16 protein-coding genes are annotated in these 18084 nt (G+C 70.9%); 9 read left to right on the top strand and 7 right to left on the bottom strand.

The window, feature by feature from the left end; genetic code table 11:
• Nucleotides 1-90: 90 nt before the first annotated feature.
• The 6 genes from ACIQWG_RS33910 to ACIQWG_RS33885 all read left to right on the top strand — a co-directional run bounded on the left by ACIQWG_RS33910 (nt 91) and on the right by ACIQWG_RS33885 (nt 5800).
• On the top strand, nt 91-939 hold the full coding sequence (locus tag ACIQWG_RS33910) for a DUF4097 family beta strand repeat-containing protein (RefSeq protein ID WP_404102649.1): 849 nt from the start codon (nt 91-93) through the stop codon (nt 937-939).
• 90 nt (nt 940-1029) lie between these two features.
• Nucleotides 1030-2016 carry an ATP-binding cassette domain-containing protein gene (locus ACIQWG_RS33905; protein WP_404102647.1) on the top strand — a complete coding sequence of 329 codons (987 nt, stop codon included), beginning with the start codon at nt 1030-1032 and terminating at the stop codon, nt 2014-2016.
• Nucleotides 2013-2831, top strand: a complete 819-nt coding sequence (locus ACIQWG_RS33900) for an ABC transporter permease (RefSeq protein WP_404102645.1) — start codon at nt 2013-2015, stop codon at nt 2829-2831. Before ACIQWG_RS33905 ends, ACIQWG_RS33900 begins: the two co-directional genes overlap by 4 nt.
• Nucleotides 2832-2998: 167 nt before the next feature.
• Nucleotides 2999-4114, top strand: coding sequence for an ADP-ribosylglycohydrolase family protein (locus ACIQWG_RS33895; RefSeq protein ID WP_404102644.1), 1116 nt, complete (start codon nt 2999-3001; stop codon nt 4112-4114).
• A 55-nt stretch (nt 4115-4169) separates the two neighbouring features.
• The gene (locus ACIQWG_RS33890; RefSeq protein ID WP_404102642.1) at nt 4170-4886 is read left to right on the top strand and encodes an RNA polymerase sigma factor; all 717 of its coding nucleotides are present in this window, start codon (nt 4170-4172) and stop codon (nt 4884-4886) included.
• Entirely contained in the window at nt 4883-5800 is a 918-nt protein-coding gene (locus tag ACIQWG_RS33885; RefSeq protein WP_404102640.1) for a CU044_5270 family protein, read from the top strand. Before ACIQWG_RS33890 ends, ACIQWG_RS33885 begins: the two co-directional genes overlap by 4 nt.
• A 58-nt stretch (nt 5801-5858) precedes the next feature.
• On the opposite strand, the gene ACIQWG_RS33880 is transcribed toward ACIQWG_RS33885, so the two are convergent.
• Both ACIQWG_RS33880 and ACIQWG_RS33875 read right to left on the bottom strand, forming a co-directional pair.
• Nucleotides 5859-7430, bottom strand: a complete 1572-nt coding sequence (locus ACIQWG_RS33880) for a sodium:solute symporter family protein (protein WP_404102639.1) — start codon at nt 7428-7430, stop codon at nt 5859-5861.
• A gap of 126 nt (nt 7431-7556) precedes the next feature.
• Nucleotides 7557-8342, bottom strand: a complete 786-nt coding sequence (locus ACIQWG_RS33875; RefSeq protein WP_404102637.1) for an SDR family oxidoreductase — start codon at nt 8340-8342, stop codon at nt 7557-7559.
• A gap of 75 nt (nt 8343-8417) precedes the next feature.
• Between ACIQWG_RS33875 and ACIQWG_RS33870 the strand changes: the two genes are divergently transcribed.
• Nucleotides 8418-9257, top strand: a complete 840-nt coding sequence (locus ACIQWG_RS33870; protein WP_404102635.1) for a hypothetical protein — start codon at nt 8418-8420, stop codon at nt 9255-9257.
• Nucleotides 9258-9380: 123 nt separating this feature from the next.
• Here ACIQWG_RS33870 and ACIQWG_RS33865 read toward each other — a convergent pair whose 3' ends face one another.
• From ACIQWG_RS33865 to ACIQWG_RS33855, 3 genes are all read right to left on the bottom strand, one after another.
• Nucleotides 9381-9572, bottom strand: a complete 192-nt coding sequence (locus ACIQWG_RS33865; protein ID WP_404102633.1) for a DUF397 domain-containing protein — start codon at nt 9570-9572, stop codon at nt 9381-9383.
• Nucleotides 9573-9806: 234 nt separating this feature from the next.
• On the bottom strand, nt 9807-10664 hold the full coding sequence (locus tag ACIQWG_RS33860) for a helix-turn-helix transcriptional regulator (RefSeq protein WP_093904598.1): 858 nt from the start codon (nt 10662-10664) through the stop codon (nt 9807-9809).
• A 333-nt stretch (nt 10665-10997) separates the two neighbouring features.
• On the bottom strand, nt 10998-11753 hold the full coding sequence (locus tag ACIQWG_RS33855) for a GPP34 family phosphoprotein (protein ID WP_404102631.1): 756 nt from the start codon (nt 11751-11753) through the stop codon (nt 10998-11000).
• A 251-nt stretch (nt 11754-12004) separates the two neighbouring features.
• On the opposite strand from ACIQWG_RS33855, the gene ACIQWG_RS33850 reads away from it, so the two are divergent.
• Together ACIQWG_RS33850 and ACIQWG_RS33845 are read left to right on the top strand one after the other, a co-directional pair.
• Nucleotides 12005-14527 (top strand): D-alanyl-D-alanine carboxypeptidase, encoded by a 2523-nt coding sequence (locus ACIQWG_RS33850; protein WP_404102630.1) that lies wholly within the window; start codon nt 12005-12007, stop codon nt 14525-14527.
• Between the two features lie 196 nt (nt 14528-14723).
• Nucleotides 14724-16586: an MFS transporter gene (locus ACIQWG_RS33845; protein ID WP_404102628.1), complete on the top strand. Its 1863-nt coding sequence runs from the start codon at nt 14724-14726 to the stop codon at nt 16584-16586.
• Nucleotides 16587-16617: 31 nt separating this feature from the next.
• On the opposite strand, the gene ACIQWG_RS33840 is transcribed toward ACIQWG_RS33845, so the two are convergent.
• Nucleotides 16618-17487: a MerR family transcriptional regulator gene (locus ACIQWG_RS33840; protein ID WP_404102626.1), complete on the bottom strand. Its 870-nt coding sequence runs from the start codon at nt 17485-17487 to the stop codon at nt 16618-16620.
• A 67-nt stretch (nt 17488-17554) separates the two neighbouring features.
• On the bottom strand, nt 17555-18064 hold the full coding sequence (locus tag ACIQWG_RS33835; RefSeq protein WP_404102625.1) for a glutathione peroxidase: 510 nt from the start codon (nt 18062-18064) through the stop codon (nt 17555-17557).
• Nucleotides 18065-18084: the final 20 nt, after the last annotated feature.

Raw genomic sequence — 18084 nt, 5'->3', positions numbered from 1 at the left:
CCGCGCCCGCACCACTTCACCCGCACCACTTCACCCACACCGCGTCCCACCAGCGGGGACGGCCCGAAGAGCCAAGAGGACGGGACAGCCATGCCTACTTTCGACACTCCCGAACCGATCTCGGTCACCGCCAAGGTGGAGGCCGGTTCCATCCAGTTCACCGCCGGCGACCGCCGTGACACCGTCGTCGAGACACGCCCCCGTGACCCGAAGCGGGACCTGGACGTGCGGGCGGCCGAGCAGACCGAAGTCACGTACGCGAGCGGCGTACTGACCGTCACGACGCCCAAGGCGGCACTGTTCGGCCTCGGCCGGACCGGCGCCGTCGACGTGACGGTGGCACTGCCCTCGGGATCGCACATCGACCTGACCGGGGCCTGGGCCCAGGTGCTCGGCGAGGGCCGGCTCGGCGAGGTCCGCGTGAAGATCTCGGCCGGCGACGCCCGCTTCGACGAGACCGGCCCGCTCCAACTGGCCGTGGCCCACGGCCCCGTCACCGTGGACCGCGTCGAGGGCAAGGCCGAGATCACCAGCAATACCGGCAATGTGCGCGTCGGCCTCGTCGACGGCCCCGCGGTTCTGAAGAACTCGCACGGCGCCACGACCGTCGGTGCCGTGACCGGCGAACTGCGGATGAGCGGCGCCCACGGCGCCATCGACGTCGACCGTGCCGAGGCCTCGGTCACCGGCACCACGACCCACGGTTCCCTCCGGGTCGCCGAAGTCGCCCGCGGCGAAGTCCAGTTGGAGACGTCCAACGGCACCATCGAGGTCGGCATCCGCCAGGGCACCGCCGCCTGGCTCGACGTCCACTCCAGCCGCGGCCAGGTACGCAACACCCTCACCGCGTCCGAGGCCCCGGAACAGGCCGAGGACACCGTCAAGGTCCGGGCACGCACCAACTGGGGCAACATCGACATCCGCCGTGCCAAGGCCTGACCGGCCTGCACCGCCCCTCTAGTCCTCAAGCCCTCAAATCACCCCACCACTTCAGCCCCCGAACGGGAGGGCTCCATGCCTACTTCTGTCATGCCCACGTCCAGTCGGAGTGGCGGTCAGCCGTCACCCGCCGCCATCTCCGTCACCGCACTGCGCAAGTCCTACGGCGACAAGACCGTCCTCGACGGCATCGACCTGCACATCCCGGCCGGCTCGATCTTCGCGCTGCTCGGCCCGAACGGCGCCGGCAAGACCACCACCGTGCAGATCCTGTCGACGCTCATCACCGCCGACGGCGGGCAGGCCCAGGTCGCCGGCCACGACATCGCCACGGCACCGCACGGGGTGCGGGCCGCGATCGGTGTCACCGGGCAGTTCTCCGCCGTCGACGGGCTGATCACCGGCGAGGAGAACATGCTGCTGATGGCGGACCTGCACCATCTGCCGAAGCGTGAGGGGCGGCGGGTCGCGGCCGAACTGCTGGAGCGGTTCGACCTCACCGAGGCCGCGAAGAAGCCCGCGTCCACCTACTCCGGCGGTATGAAGCGCCGCCTCGACCTCGCCATGACTCTGGTCGGCAGCCCGCGGATCATCTTCCTGGACGAGCCGACCACCGGCCTCGACCCGCGCTCCCGGCACAACATGTGGGGCATCATCCGCGAACTGGTCTCCGACGGAGTCACCGTCTTCCTCACCACCCAGTACCTGGAGGAGGCCGACGAACTCGCCGACCGCATCGCGGTGCTGAACGACGGCAGGATCGCCGCCGAGGGCACCGCCGACGAACTGAAGCGGCTCATCCCCGGCGGGCACGTACGGCTGCGGTTCTCCGACCCGTCCGCGTACCGACGGGCCGCCGCCGCGCTGACCGACGTGGCCCGCGACGACGAGGCGCTCGCCCTCCAACTCCCCAGCGACGGCAGCCAGCGCGAGCTGCGCTCCATCCTCGACTGGCTCGACGCGGCCGGCATCGAGGCCGACGAGCTGACCGTGCACACCCCCGACCTCGACGACGTCTTCTTCGCCCTGACCGGCGCCGACCGGTCCTCCGCCCAGACCAAGGAGGCCGTGCGATGAGCACCCCCCTCGCCACCGCCCGCCCGGCCGGGCTCTCCCTCGCCGTGCGCGACTCGTCCACGATGCTGCGCCGCAACCTGCTGCATGTGCGCCGCTATCCGTCGCTCACCCTGAACCTGCTGCTGACGCCGGTCGTCCTGCTGCTGCTCTTCGTCTACATCTTCGGCGACGTGATGAGCGCGGGCATCGGCGACGGTACGGCCGACCGGTCCGAGTACATCGCCTACGTCCTGCCCGGCATCCTGCTGATGACCATCGGCGGCACCACCGTCGGGACCGCCGTCTCCGTCTCGATGGACATGACCGAGGGGATCATCGCCCGCTTCCGCACCATGGCGATCCACCGGGGCTCGGTGCTCGTCGGCCATGTCATCGGCAGTGTGCTCCAGTCGCTGGCCGCCCTCGTCCTGGTGGGTGCCGTCGGGGTGGCCATCGGGTTCCGGTCCACCGACGCCACCGCGCTGGAGTGGCTCGCCGCGTTCGGGCTGCTGGCGCTGGTCGCCCTGGCGCTCACCTGGATCGCCGTCGGGATGGGCATGGTCAGCCCCAACGTCGAGGCGGCCAGCAACAACGCGCTGCCGCTGATGGTCCTGCCGTTCATCTCCAGCGCCTTCGTGCCGGTGGACGCGATGCCGGGCTGGTTCCAGCCGATCGCCGAGTACCAGCCGTTCACCCCGGCCATCGAGACCCTGCGCGGACTGCTCCTCGGCAGCGAGATCGGCCACAACGGGTGGCTCGCCGTCGGCTGGTGCCTGGCGCTGACCATGCTGGGCTACCTCTGGTCGAAGGCGTCCTTCGCCCGCGACCCGAAGTAGGCGAAACCGCTCGTCCCGTGCCGGGGCGGCGCACTCCGACCCCGCGTCGGCGTACGCCGCCCCGTCGACGATGCCGGCCGGTACGGGTCCGCCCCCTGAACCGACCGTCCCCGTTCGATTACAGTGGCGAATCGTCGTACAAGCGGACGGTGTCACGGGAGGTCTTGGTGGGTGCGACAGCCGGCGCTGTCTGGGGCCGTACCGAGCAGCAGGACTTCCGGAGCCGGGTGCGCGGGACGCTGCTCGGCGTGGCCGTCGGGGACGCCCTCGGCGCTCCCGTCGACGCGCTCGGCCTTGACGAGATCCGGGAGCAGTACGGCGCCGAGGGCATCGCCGACCTGGGGTTCGGGTACGGGCGGCGCGGTGCCGTGAGCCACCTCACGCAGCTGACCCTCTTCTCCGTGGACGGGCTGATCAGAGCCCAGGTGCGAAGAGACACCGGCGCCTGGCATCCGCCCACCGATGTGCACCGGGCGTATCTGCGCTGGGCCGCCACCCAGCGGGACTGGGGTCCCGACGAGCGCCGCAAGGACGACGGGTGGCTGGCCCGCGAGGAGTGGCTGTACGCCCGCCGGGACGCGACCCGCGCGCTTCTGGTCGGCCTCGGCGACGAGACCATGGGCACCCTGGAGGCGCCCAAGAACCCCACCGAGCTCGGCCCCGAGGCCGTCGCCCGGTCCGCGCCCTTCGGACTGCTCGTCGGCTGGGAGCCCCAACTCGTCGTCCAGCTCGCCGTGGAGTGCGCGACCCAGACCCACGGCCACCCCATCGCCCATCTGTCGGCGGGCGCCTACGCCGTGATCGTGCACGGTCTGGCCTGCGGGGAGAGCCTCGACGGCGCCGTGCAGCGGGCGCTCGCGCTGCTCGCCCTGCGGCCCGGGCACGAGCCCGTGTCGGACGCGTTGCAGCACGCGCTGGGCGCCGTACGGCAGGGCATGCCGACCCCGGCGCGGGTGGAGGAGCTCGCGGCCGACGGCTCGGCGGACGGGCTGCTCGCGGCCTCCGTGTACTGCGCCCTGGTCGGCGAGGACGTCCGGCACGGGCTCTGCCTCGCCGTGAACCACGACGGCCCCTCCGCCGCCGCGGCCGCCCTCACCGGCGGTCTGCTGGGCGCCCTGCACGGCGAGACGGCCCTGCCGCCGGCCTGGCTGGCCGAACTGGAGGGCCGCCCCACCATCCTCGAACTCGCCGACGACTTCGCCATGGAGATGACCCAGGGCCCGGCCCTGCACGGACCCGCCGGAGCGTCGCCGGGGTGGCTGGCCCGCTACCCACGGGCCTGACTGGAATGTGTTCGGCGTCACAGAGACGCCTCCGGACGGTCGGACAGGGGTGGGTGTGGAACTTTCCCTGCGCGACCGGATACGGGCCGGCGACCCAGAGGCCTTCACCGCGCTCTTCGCCGCCCAGGCCCAGGCCATCTACGGCCACGCCGCCCGCCTGACCGGAGACCGGGGCATCGCCGAGGACGTGGTGTCGCTGACCTTCCTGGAGGCGTGGCGGCTACGGGAGCGGCTGAGACCCGATGAACCCGGCGAACCCGATGACCGGGGTGACCCTGCCGGCGCCCCCGACGACGACGGCCTGCGCCCCTGGCTCTACGGCATCGCCACCAACGTCCTGCGCAACACCCGCCGCACCGCCCGCCGCCACAGCGCCGCCCTCGCCCGGCTCCCCGACCGCCGCGCGGACCGCGAGACGGTGCCCGACTTCGCCGACGAACTGGTCGGCCGTATGGCGGACGCCGAACGGCTCGCCGCCGCCCGCGTCGCGCTCGAACGGCTGCGCAGACCCGAGCGTGAGGTGTTCGCTCTCTGCGTCTGGTCCGATCTGAGCTACGCCGCCGCCGCCGAGGCTCTCGGCGTCACCCCCGCGTCCGTGCGGTCCCGCCTCGCCCGCGCCCGCCAGAAGCTGCGCCGGCTGGCCGAGGAGGAACTCGTGAAAGGCGCGAAAGACAGGAATGCCGGAATACCGGGACGATCCTCCCGCAGCGGACAGGTACCGGACAGCCGCACCATCGCGGCCCGGTCGACACAGGAGAACCCCCACCGATGAATCCCGCACAGCGCGACGAGCGCGTAGAGCGCGACGAACTGGCCAGGCTGCTGCCGAGCCCGGGTGAGCCGGTCCTGTCGAGCGACCGCCGGACTCTCCTTCAGGAGCATCTGATGCGCGAACTCACCACTGATCCCAGCGACCAGACCGCCAAGGCCGGCAAGGCCCGTACCCGGCGCCGCTTCGCCGCCATAGCCGTCCCCCTGGTCACCGCCGCCGCGGTCACCGCCACCGTCCTCCTCGGCGGCTCCGGCAACTCCGCCCCCGACCAGCAGGCCGTCGACCTGCTGAACCGCATCGCCAAGGTCGCCGCCGCGCAGACCCCCGCGCCGGTCCGCGACGACCAGTACGTCTACGTCGCCGCCCAGTACACCGAGAACGGGGACGAGTACGGCGCCATCTCCCTGCGCAGGGCCGACTGGCAGCCCGTCGACGGCAGGCGGTCCGGACTCGCCCGCATCAAGGTCCTCCCCGGTTCGGAGAACCCGTACATCCACAGCGGCGACATGAAGCTGGGCCGCGACCCGAACGTCACGTACTACCGGGAACTCGAAGCCCTGCCCACCGACCCGGAGCGGCTGTACCGCGTGATCTGGGACGGCACCGAGGGAGAGGGACCCACCCAGGAGGCCGCCGCGCTGGAGGAGATCGCCGCGATGCTGCCGTCGGCGACGCTGCTGCCCGAGTTGAACGCCGCCCTCTACCGTGCCGCCGCGAAGATTCCCGGAGTGTCCGTGGTCGAGAACGCCGAGGACCTCGCCGGGCGCAAGGGCGTCGGCCTCACCTTCGAGGACGGTGACGACCAGGACACCTGGGTCTTCGACAAGAAGACCCTCCGGTTCCTCGGCACGGACGACGAGGCGCTCCTCGGGGTCGGGATCGCCGACCGGATCGGTGAGGTGCCGAGGAACTGACCCCGGCACCAACGCCGGGCCGAGCCCGTGGGACGACCACGGGCTCAGCCCGGCGGGCTCACTCCTTGACCCGCGTCCCCACCGCGGGCTCCTGCCCCTGCTCCGGCACCGCGGCCGCAGCGGCCCCGTCCCCGTCGTCCGTGTTGATGCGCTCGATGATCGCGAGCCGCTCCGGTGTGTCCTCGGGCTTCGCGTAGCCGATGAGGATGTACAGGACCAGCGAGACCGCCAGCGGGATGGAGACCTGGTACTGGAGCGGCACCCCGCCCTCGATGGCCCAGCTGATCGGGTAGTTGACCAGCCAGAAGGCGAGCAGGCCCATCGACCAGCTGACCAGCGCGGCCGTCGGGCCGGAGCGGCGGAACGGGCGCAGCAGGCCCAGCATCATCGGGATGGCGATCGGGCCCATGAGACCGGCGACCCACTTGATCACGACGGTGATGATGTCCTTGAAGGTGGGGGAGTTGACCTGGGTCGCCACCGCCATCGACAGGCCGAGGAAGACGACCGTGGTCACCCGCGCCGCGATCAGACCGGCCCGCTCGCCCCACGCCCGCGCCTGCTTGGACAGCACCGGCGCCACATCCCGGGTGAACACGGCGGCGATGGCGTTGGCGTCGGAGGAGCACATGGCCATCGTGTGCGAGAAGAAGCCGACGATGACCAGGCCCAACAGGCCGTGCGGCAGCAGCTGTTCGGTCATCAGGGCGTAGGAGTCGGAGCCGTCGCCCTTCTCCGACGTCACCAGCAGTGGCGACATCCACATCGGGAAGAACAGCACCAGCGGCCAGACCAGCCAGAGGATCGCCGACAGCCGCGCCGAGCGCTCCGCCTCCCGCGGGGTGGCGGTGGCCATGTACCGCTGGGCCTGGTTGAGCATGCCGCCGTTGTACTCGAAGAGCTTGATGAAGAGGAACGCGAGCAGGAAGACGGTCCCGTACGGCCCGACCAGCGGCTCACCGTGCCCTTGCAGCTCCGGCTCGTCCCAGGCGCCGAGGAAGCCGATGTTCTTGTCGTTCAGCTCCATGACGACGGCCACGAACATCGCGACACCGGCCAGCAACTGGATGACGAACTGACCGAGTTCGGTGAGCGCGTCGGCCCACAGGCCGCCGATGGTGCAGTAGATGGCGGTGATGGCGCCGGTGATGAGGATGCCCTGGTTCAGCGACACACCCGTGAAGACCGACAGCAGCGTCGCGATCGCGGCCCACTTCGCGCCCACGTCCACGATCTTCAGCAGCATGCCGGACCAGGCCAGCGCCTGCTGGGTCTTCAGGTCGTAGCGGTTCTTCAGATACTCCAGCGGGGAGGCCACATGGAGCCGTGAGCGCAGCCGGTTGATGCGCGGCGCGAACAGCTTCGACCCGATGGCGATGCCCAGTGCGATGGGGAAGGACCACGTGACGAACGACGTGACGCCGTAGGTGTAGGCGATGCCCGCGTACCCGGTGAACATCACCGCGCTGTATCCGGACATGTGGTGCGAGATCCCGGACAGCCACCACGGCATCTTGCCGCCCGCGGTGAAGAAGTCGCTGACGTTGTCCACCCGCTTGTGCGACCAGACGCCGATCGCCACCATCACGCCGAAATAGCCGATGAGCACGGCCCAGTCGAGACCGTTCATGTGCGCCCTCCCAGGGTTCAGCCCGGCGCTCATCGTGGGCGCTGTCGCGTGAGCACGACAAGTGAGCGTAAGGTCAAGGGGAGGTAAAAGTGTTCGACATGAGGGTTCGAGTTCACCTACATGAACTCATCGCATCAGCTCCCCCGCGTTGACCAGCAACGACTGTCCGGTGAGCGACCGGGCCCTGTCCGACGTCAGGAACGCCACCGCGTCCGCCACATCCCCGTCGGTCGCCAGCTCGGGCAGTGCCATCCGCTCCGTCAGCCGCCTCAGTACGTCCGTCTCGGGCACCCCCTCGGTCTGCGCCGCGAACTGGACGTACGCCTGCACCGGCGGCCCCCACATCCAGCCCGGCAGCACGGTGTTGACCCGGATCCGGTGCGGCCCGAGCTCCCGGGCCAGCGAGTACATCGCGCTCGTCAGTGCCCCCTTGGAGGCCGCGTACGCCGCCTGCCGCACCTGCGAGGGGGCGGCGATGGAGGACTGTGTCCCGATGAAGACGACCGAGCCGCCGCCCTCCTTGAGCGCCGGCAGACACGCCCGTGTCATCCGCAGCGACCCCAGCAGGTTCACGTCGATCACGGACTGCCAGGTGGTGAAGTCGGCGTCCTCCAGGCCGCCGAAGTGACTGTCCCAGGCGGCCACATGGACCACCGCGTCGATCCGCCCGAACCGCTCCCGCGCGAGTGCCGCCAGCGCCTCGCACTGTCCCTCGTCGGTGATGTCCGTCGCCCGGTACGCCGTGCGCGCCCCGTCCGGATCGATCTCGGCCGCGCTCTTGGCGAGGTTGGCCTCCGTACGGGCCCCGAGCACCGCGTTCCCGCCGTCGCGCACCACCGTGGCGGCGACCTGATGACCGAGCCCGGCGCCGACCCCCGACACCACGACCGTCTTGCCCGCGAGCAGTGACATTCCGCTGCCTCCCGACTCTGGCGCTATATCTGACGGAGCGTCAGAGTATGGGCGAGCCGAGGAAAGGGGAACCGCATGAGCGAGGACACCCGCAGCGAGGTGTACGCCGAACTGGCGGCCGTCGGCCCGTACGGAGTGAGCCCGGGGCATGCCCTGATCACCATGGTCGAGCCGCACCCGGGCCATGAGTACGCCTACAACCGCTGGTACGAGGACGACCACTACTACGCCGGCGCGATGGCGATGCCCTGGATGTACGCGGGCAGGCGCTGGGTGGCCACCCGGGACCTCCAACTCCTGCGCTACCCACAGAAGTCGGCGATAGCCCAGCCGGTCACCGCCGGGTGCTACATCTCCACGTACTGGATCACCGCCGGCCGCTACGCCGACCACATGCGCTGGACCGTCGCCATCAACAAGCGCCTCAACCGCGACGCCCGCGTCTACCAGGACCGCACCCACGTCTTCACGGCGTTCCAGGACCACGAGGCCACGGTGTACCGCGACGGCGCGGCCGGCCCGCGCGACTTCCACGCCCTGGACCACCCCTACGCGGGTCTGGTGGTCCAGGTCGTCGACGCCGTGTCACCGCAGCGGCGACCCGAGCTGCTCGAATGGCTGCGCTCGCGCCACCTCCCCAAGCGGCTGGCCGGGTCCCCGGCCGCGCTCGTGACGCTCTTCAGGCCCACACCCCTCCCGCTCGACCGCATGTCGTACGTCAAGCAGGTCGAGGGCGTCGACACCCGGCTGACCCTGCTGTGGTTCCTGGAGGCGGATCCGCGGGAGTGCTGGGAGGCGCACTTCGCCGACCTGGACACGGCGGTCGGCGACTCGGGGCTGGGGCGGGTGGAACTGGTCGCGCCGTTCGTCCCGACGGTGCCCGGGACGGACCGGTACGTCGACGCGCTGCGCTGAACGCGGGCACAGCCGAGCCCCCTCGGCAAGGACGGCGGGCTGGTCGAGAGGGCTCTCTGTGGTGCGTGTGCAGTTGTTGATCTCGGGGTCGGTTTGCGGGTGAGGATCAGACAGACCCGCCCCTTACGCCTTCACCGACGCCACGAAGGTGTTCCACGCCTGCGCGGGGAACGCCAGGACCGGGCCCTCGGGAACCTTGGAGTCCCGCACTGCCATGGCCGCCGTAACCGGTGACTTGACCTCGACGCACGCGCCGTTTCCTGTGGAGTACGAGGACTTGGTCCACGAGTCCGTGGAACCCTGACGAATTGCCATGTTTGCTCCGAATTGCCAGATGTTGAGTTGCTGTCACCGCCCTGCGCGTCCGGACCGGATCCCGCGGGACGATTCACGCCAACCCGTGTTGCTGGGTGGCGTGATCGACGCTACTCGCCAACATCGGCTGACGAAGCGACTATTCACTCGGGTGGGTGGCATATTCCAATGGAGTCTTCCTCCCGGCCGGGCGACGGTGTACCTTACGGCGCCTGCCCGGTGGCGAGGGGCGCTTCAGCGCGCGTACTCCTTGGCGATGTCCGCGATGAACTGGCGTGACTGCTCCACGTTCAGGGCCTGCGCCCGCAGGTGCTCGTACATCACGCTGTACTTCTGGACGTCGTTGGCCTTCTCCAGGTACAGGTCGCTCGTGACGCCCTCGATGTAGACCACGCTGGAGTCGGCCGCGTCCGGGAACTCCAGGATCGCGTACTGGCCGTTGAGGCCCGGATGCGCGCCCATGTCGAAGGGGATCACCTGCACGGTGACATGCGGCAGCTGGGACTGCTCGACGAGCTGCTCCAGCTGGTCGCGCATGAGGGAGCGGTTGCCGACCACCCGGCGCAGGGCGGCCTCGTCCAGCACGGTCCACAGGCGCAGCGGGTTCTCCTCGGTGGAGATTCGTTCCTGTCGGCGCATCCGCACCTGGACCCGTTTCTCCACCTCGGCCGACGCCGTCTCGGGCAGCGCCCCGGCGATCAGCGCCTCCGCGTACTGCTTGGTCTGCAACAGCCCCGGGACGACCTGGGGGTCGTACACCCGCAGGCTCGCGGCGTCCGTCTCCAACCCGATGTAGACGCTGTACGGGATGTCACCGAAGGAGTGCCACCATCCCTGCTGCCGTGAGTCCTTGGCCATCTGCATCAGCGAATCCACGATCCGGTGGTCCTCCACCTCGTAGACGCCGCACAGATCACGGACGTCCCGCTGGCTGATGCTGCGCCGGCCGTTCTCCAGCCGGCTGATCTTCGACTGCGACACCAGCAGCCGCTCGGCCACCTCTTCGGCCGTCATGCCCTTGAGCTCGCGGAGCCGGCGCAGCTCCTGGCCCAGCCGGCGTCGCCTGACGGTGGGATTGACATTGGACGCCACGGGACGTGCACCTCCGGCTGCGTGCCTTGATTGCCACTTTGCGTATCTGCTGTTGAGCAGACTGCCACCAAGGTGCTTACTACCGCTGGGAAACGGTGGATATGCGCTGGATACACGCCAGTTCGGCGGCCCTCCCACACATGCGGCCGCGCGGGGCGGCGGAACCGGTGTCCCCGTCCGGCAGTACGGACGTACGGTCCCGTCACCCCGCGCGTACCAGCGGCTCCCGTACCGGGTCATGGGGACACTGCGGTGCGGCGCTGCACAATGCGTGCGGTCGAGCGGTGAAACGTATGGAGCGTGTTGTGCGGCGGTGCGTCGTGGGACTGCGGCTCAGTGGGCCACGACGCGTGCCATGGATCCGCGGCGCGGCTGCGCCGGAACGCCACGGGCGGGTTCCGGCGCGGCCCTGCCTCCGGGGGCGGCCTGACGGCCGGCCGGGGCCGGACTGCGACGGGGCTGTGCCGCCGCGCCGTTCTGGACGTCCATCACGGCGTGCGCCACGAGACCGCCCATGGGGTCGTGCCTGATCAGATCCCGCAGCCGGGACCGCGAGGACCTGCCCTCGTTGCCCGGATACAGGTGCTTGCCGAGGCCGACCGCGTGCGCCAGGGCGGCAAGCGCCGCGGTCCGTGGGTCCGGCGGTACGCCGGTACGGATCGCGGAATCCAGCCGGGCCCTGATCTCCCGGCTGATGGCGTTGTCCGTCGCCTGATAGCGAGTCGTCGGCAACACCCCGCACATCTGACCGGCCACGGCATGCACCATGCCGCACCGCTCCAGATGCGAGAGATAGGTCTGGCGCAGCCCCAGCCGGGGCCCGCCGATCCAGTGGACGGCACGTACGGGAGCGCCACGCCTTCGCAGCAACTCCAACGCACAGTCCAGTGTTGGATCTCCTGTCGGCCGTGGGGCTACCACGGCGATACGATCCCCGTCTGGGGCTATCCGTCCGGCCAGCGCCAGCTCCACTAGCTGTGCTCCGGCCAGACCGAGGTCGAGCGACTGCGGCTGTGCGGTGGTACCCGTGGTCGGGTCCAGCGCCAGCAGCAGAAGCTCCTCCGGAATTGTTCTGCGGCTCCTGCCCATCCATGCCTCCCCGCGTGGATGAAAGACAGGGTGACCCCTCTCACATTCATCTGTCGAGGGTGCGTGACCGGTTCGTAAGGGAACCGGTAGGTATGTCGTTCTCGTCTACCGCATCGGTTGAGGCCCGCGCACAGGACACTGGTACATGTTCGGACAGCGGCACGGGGGGCGTACGGGCACGGTGTCCGGGCGGCGACTCACGGTTCGGCAGACGCACGGTGGGCGTGCGGCGGTACATGGAGGAGGCATCGGTGGCGGGCGAGTCCCCCGACAGGTCGAAGCAGCGCGAGTCGTCGGCAGAACCGACGCCGGGGAGCGCGAGTCCGGTTCCCGGATCCGACAGCGAGAGGCGCGACCCTCGCCTGGCGGTCGCCCGAGAGACCTCGACGCCGTCCACGACCCGCTCCGGCGGCGTGGACACGGCGACGAAGGTCCTGTCCCGGCGCGAGCTGGAGGCCGTGAGGGCGGAACTGGAGGGTGCCGGGGGCGCGGAGCCGGCGCCTGAGGACGCGGAGCCGTCGGAGGAGCCCGCCGAGGGCGCCGAGGGCGCCGAGGGTTCCGGTGCGGTCGCTGACGAGCGCGCGGACGAGCGCGAGCTCGAGGGCGAGGGCGAGGCGGGCGCCGGGAGTTCCGACGGCGCGAAGGCTTCCGGAGACGGCGAGTCGCAGGACGAGCCCGAGGCGAGGGACGAGCCCGAGGCGGCGGACACCGAGGGCGCCAAGCCGTCGGACGGGGACGCCGGCGGCGAGGACAGCGGCAAGGTCAGCGGCGAGGACGCCTCGGGTGACGATCGCCTGAAGGCGGCCGTAGCGGCCTGGGTGGCCACCGCGGACGCCGACGGCAAGGACGCCGCGGCGACTTCCGACGCCGACGCGAGCGACGACGCCGAGACCGCCGACGCCGAGACCGACGCCGAGACCGACGACGACGTGGAGCCCGCGGGCGCCGACGCGGACGAGCCCGCCGAGCGCGCTGACACCGACGCGAAGGCCGAGACGGCCGCGGACGCCGAGACCTCCGTCCCCGACACGGACGACGAGACCCCGGCCGCCGACACCGCCGAGGGCGGGAGCACCGACGAGGACGTCGAGCCCGCCGCCTCCGGCGAAGCCACCGCGGACGCCGACGCCCCGTCAGCCGACGAGGACGAGGACACCCCACAGGGGACACCCGCGCCCGACGACGAGAGCGGTACCGAGGCCGGAGGTGAAGGCAAGGCCGTCGATCAGCCGACCGCCGTCTTCAAGGCCGTACGCCCCACGAAGCCGCACGTCGACCAGCCGACCACCATGCTGAAGGCCCCCAAGCCCGAAGCGCCCGCGGCCACGCCCGCGCCCGAAGAGACCCCCGCCGAACGCACCAGCAAGTTCGTCGCCCTCAAGCCGGACATCCACCAGGCCCCCCCGAAGGCGCCGGAGACCCCGAAGGGCCCCGCTCCGGACGTAACCGCGGCCGTCCCGCAGATCGGCCCCGAGCGCACCACCCAGCAGCCCCTGCCGCCCAAGCCGCCGCTCGACCTGCTCGCCGAGCTGACCAACACGCCCCCGCCCCCGGACACTCCGGTCCGTACGGCGATCCGGCGGGTCAAGATCTGGACGCCCCTGGTCGTGCTGCTCGCGATCGTCTTCGCGGTCGTACAGTCCGTGCGCCCGCTCCCGGCCCCCACCCTCGACCTCACCGCGAAGGACAGCTACACCTTCGAGGGCGGCAAGGTCGACATCCCGTGGCCGGCCGACGGCCAGGCCGCGCTGGACGTCGACGGCATCGGCAGCTTCGGTTCCTCCGGCGACCAGAAGCCCGTCCCGATCGCCAGCGTCGCCAAGGTCATGACGGCGTACCTGATCCTGCGCGAGCACCCGCTCGACAGCGGCGACGAGGGCCCGAAGATCAAGATCGACCAGGCCGCCGAGGACCAGTCGGACGCCGGGCAGGAGTCGACGGTCAACGTGACCGCCGGCGACAAGATCACCCAGCGCGAGGCGCTGGAGAGCATCCTGATCGCATCCGCGAACAACGTGGCCCGCCTGCTGGCCCGTTGGGACGCGGGCTCGGAGAAGGCGTTCGTGTCGAAGATGAACGCCGCCGCCGAGGACCTCGGCATGACGAACACGACGTACACCGACCCGTCCGGGCTCAACAACACCACCGTGAGCACGGCCGTGGACCAGGTGAAGCTCGCCAAGGCCGCGATGAAGTTCCCCGGCTTCCGCGAGGTCGCCGCGATGATGTCGTACGACGACTACAAGAGCGAGAACCACGGCAACTGGAACCAGTTGGTCGGCAGCAACGGCGTCGTCGGCATCAAGACCGGCACCACCACCTCCGCCCTCGGCAACCTCGTCTTCGCGGCGAAGAAGGAGATCGGCGGCGAGACCCGGACCGTCATCGGCGCCGTGGTGCGCCAGCCGGACGCGGGCAGCGGCATCCTCGCCGCCGCCCTCGACTCCGGCGACCGGCTGATCCGGGCGGCGCAGGGCGCGCTGGAGGCGGCGACCATCCTGAAGAAGGGCGACGTCGTCGGGTACGTCGACGACGGTCTCGGCGGTCGTACGGCCGTCGTCGCCGGCAAGGACGTCACGGCGGTGGGCTGGGCCGGCCTGAAGGTGAAGCTGACCTTCGCCCCGCAGGACGTGCCGCACACCGCGAAGGCCGGCACCCAGGTGGGCACGCTCACCGTGGGTGACGGCAGCAGCGGGGCGGTCAAGATCCCGGTCGCCCTCAAGACGGATCTGACCGAGCCGGGCTTCACGGACAAGCTGACCCGTATCGCCTGACTCCGAGGCACCTGAAGGGCCCCTCTCGCAGCCCGCCGACGGCGCCCGCCGGCGGGCTGCGTGCTAGCGTCACGAAACGGGCAGGTCGTCGCTCACAAGGCGCGACCGGAGAACCTTCAGGGTCTGGGCCGACAACACGCGGGAAACGGGACGCGGCCAGAACAGAAGACGGGACAGCACGGGGAGTGCCTCAGACGTGGCCACAGCGGAGCCGACACGCGCCGACGACGCCGATCCGGGACGGGGAGCCGGTCCGCGAATACGCGTACCCGCGCCACGCACGGCAGAGGGCCGAAGCGGTACGGAGGACAGACCGCCGACCCGTCTGAGCGCCGCCCTCGGCACCCTGCGTGAGCGTCTGCTGCGTCACCCGGTGCTGTCGATCACGACCCTGGCCGGGCTCCTTCACGTCATCTGGTTCTTCACGTTCGCAAGCAGCGGCGGCGACCTCGCGGCCCAGGACGCCTGGGCCGAGTTCGTCGGCCGGCACCCGGACTCGGCGTACAACCTCGCCTGGTACGGCGGAATGCACCCGGTGTCGTACAGCGTGGTGTCGCCGTATCTGATGTCGGTCCTCGGTGTCCGTACGACGATGATGATCGCGGGGACCATCTCCGCGGGCCTGCTGACCCTGGTCCTGCTGCGCAGCCGTGCCGTGCGCAACCCGCTGTGGGCCGCGTTCGCCGGGGTGTTCGGGCTGATCGCCAACGCCATCTCCGGGCGGGTGACGTTCGGGCTCGGCACGATGTTCGCGCTGGGCGCGGTCGCCGTCGTGTTCTGCTGGCCGCACCGCTGGCGCTACAAGCGCTGGGCGAAGGCGCTGTGCGCGGCCCCGCTGGCCGCGCTCGCCACCATGGCCTCGCCGGTCGCCGGTCTGTTCGTGGGCCTCGTGGCGGTGGCGCTGTTCCTCCAGAAACGGCGGCCGGGCGCCTGGGCGCTGGGGCTCGCGCCGACGGTCGTGGTCGCGGTGTCGGCGTGGCTGTTCCCCTTCTCCGGCACCCAGCCGATGGTGATCGGTTCGGTGCTGCTGCCGCTGCTGCTCGCCGTCGCCACCTACCTGGTCGTGCCCGAGGACTGGAAGACGGTCCGGCTGGTGTCCGCGGTCTACGGACTCGCGGTCGTCCTGGTCTGGGTGATCAGCTCGCAGATCGGCTCCAACATCACCCGCCTCGCGATGCTGTTCGGCGGGACGGCCCTGGTGGCCGCGCTGCCCTACACGGTGCCGCGCTCGCGCAAGTGGTACGCGGGCGTGCTGGCGCTGCTCACCTTCGCCGGCTGGATCGGCTACAAGACGATCGACGACATCATCCACGCCGCCCCGGCCGCGTCCTGGGCGCGCGAGCTGGCGCCGCTGATCAACGAGCTCCAGGAAGTCGGCGCCGAGAAGGGCCGGGTCGAGGTCGTGCCGGCCCGCTCCCACCGCGAGGCGTCGGCTCTGGCCCCGTACGTGAACCTGGCCCGGGGCTGGAACCGGCAGGCCGACATGCAGCGCAACCCGCTCTTCTACGACGACACCCTCAACTCCGCGAACTACCACGAGTGGCTCCAGCGCTGGGCCGTGCACTTCGTGGTGCTGCCCAAGGACGAGCCGGACGGCACGGGGGCGGAGCGCGAGCGGGAGCTGGTGCAGCGCGGGATGCCCTATCTGACGCAGGTGTGGGGCGACGCCAACTGGCAGCTGTTCAAGGTCACCGACCCGGCGCCGCTCGCCGAGCCGAACGCCGTCGTCGAGCGGGCCGAGCAGGGCGAGATGACGATGCGGGTGAGCAAGCCGGGCCGCGTCCTCGTCCGCATCCCCTACTCGCCCTGGCTGAGCCTGGTCGACGCCGACGGCAAGAAGCTCGACCCGCCCCAGGAGACACAGGAGTCCGAGGACCGCCCCGACGGCGAGCCGAAGTCGTACGACAACGTCAACGGCTGCCTGACGGAGACGGAGGAGGACACCCTCGGCGACAAGTGGACGATGCTGGTGGCCCCGAAGGCGGGGACGTACCGGCTGGCGGCGCCGTACGGCCTACAGCGGGGGACACCCTGCCCGGAGGAGCTGAGCCAGGGGTGACCCCCGGCGCGGCCCGCCCGCCCACCTCACGTCAGCGCACCGGGAACGCCACGTCGCACACCGGGTCCTGGGCCCCCGCCGCGTCCCAGTCCGCGAAGTAGATCTCCCGGCACGGACCCGTCTGCCGAAGACCCTCGTGGGCGATCCACTCCTCGACCGCCTCGAAGGCGGCCAGGATCTGCGGGTGGGCGACCTGCGCCTTGGTGATCCGGGTGAAGGCGAACCGCTGGGCCGGCTCGACGCGCACCTTCGTCTCCCAGGTACGGCCGTGCCGCTCGGCCCAGGCCCGCGCCGCCGTCTCGTCGCCGACCGGCACACAGGACTCGGCCGGCCCGTCGCTCTCCATCGACACCTCCGCGTGGTAGACGACGAACGGCGGCGCCGTGACACCGCCGCACTCGCGGGCCGCCGACTCCAGCCGGCCCAGCGACGCCCCGATCCACGCCGGCAGCTCGCCCGCCAGCACATGCCGGGCCTCGCTGATCACCACCTGCTCGGGCACGTCCACCGTCTCGATCTCGAACTTCCCGTACATCTCGGAGCTCCTCCCCGACAGTCGTCCACGGAGGTACTCGGCGAGTGTCCGCTGCCCCGCCATCCGGGCCTCGACGTCCGCCCAGTACGCGCCGAGCCGTGCGGCGGCCGTCGCCCCGTCCGGGGCCTCGACGACCTCCGCGATCCGGGCGAGCGGCATGTCCAGCCGGCGCAGCAGCGCCACCGTGCGGGCGCGCTCGGCCTGGTCGGCGCGGTAGTAGCGGTAGCCGCTGGTCTCGTCGACCCGCGCGGGGGCCAGCAGCCCCAGGCGGTCGTACAACCGCAGTGCCTTCGCCGAGAGCCGGGCCCGCGCGGCGAACGCGCCGATGGTGAGCAGTTCGTCGTCCACGGCCTCATCCTCCGTCACCGGGCGGAGGCTTCCGCCCGGTGACAAGGACGCTCAGCCCTGCCCCAGGGACAAGGTCAAGGCCCGGTCAGGCCAGCTGGGCCTCGACGGCCGTCACGAGCTCCGCGGCCTCCGGCTCGGTCTGCGGCGAGAAGCGGGCGACGACCTGACCGTCCCGGCCGATCAGGAACTTCTCGAAGTTCCAGCGGATGTCGCCGCTGTGCCCCTCGGCGTCGGCGAAGCCGACCAGGCGGTCGTACAGCTCGTGCCGGCCCTCCCCGTTGACCTCGACCTTCTCAGTCATCGGGAAGGTCACGCCGTAGGTCGCCGAGCAGAACTCCGCGATCTCCTCGCCGCTGCCGGGCTCCTGGCCCATGAACTGGTTGCACGGCACACCGAGCACCGTGAAGCCGCGCTCGGCGTACTGCTCCTGGAGCTTCTCCAGGCCGGTGTACTGCGGGGTCAGGCCGCACTTGGAGGCCACGTTGACGATGAGGACCGCCCGGCCGGCGTACTGGGCGAGGTCGGCGGGGCCGCCGGTGAGGGTGTCGATGTCGACGTCGAGGGGAGAGGTTCCATTGCTGTCTACAGGGGTCATGAGGCGGATGCTAACTCCGG

It is taken from the genome of Streptomyces sp. NPDC098781, from assembly GCF_044759995.1.
In the GTDB taxonomy this organism is placed as follows: domain Bacteria; phylum Actinomycetota; class Actinomycetes; order Streptomycetales; family Streptomycetaceae; genus Streptomyces.
The sequence above is the reverse complement of the archived record's forward strand: the minus strand, read 5'-3'. Positions and strand labels throughout refer to the sequence as shown.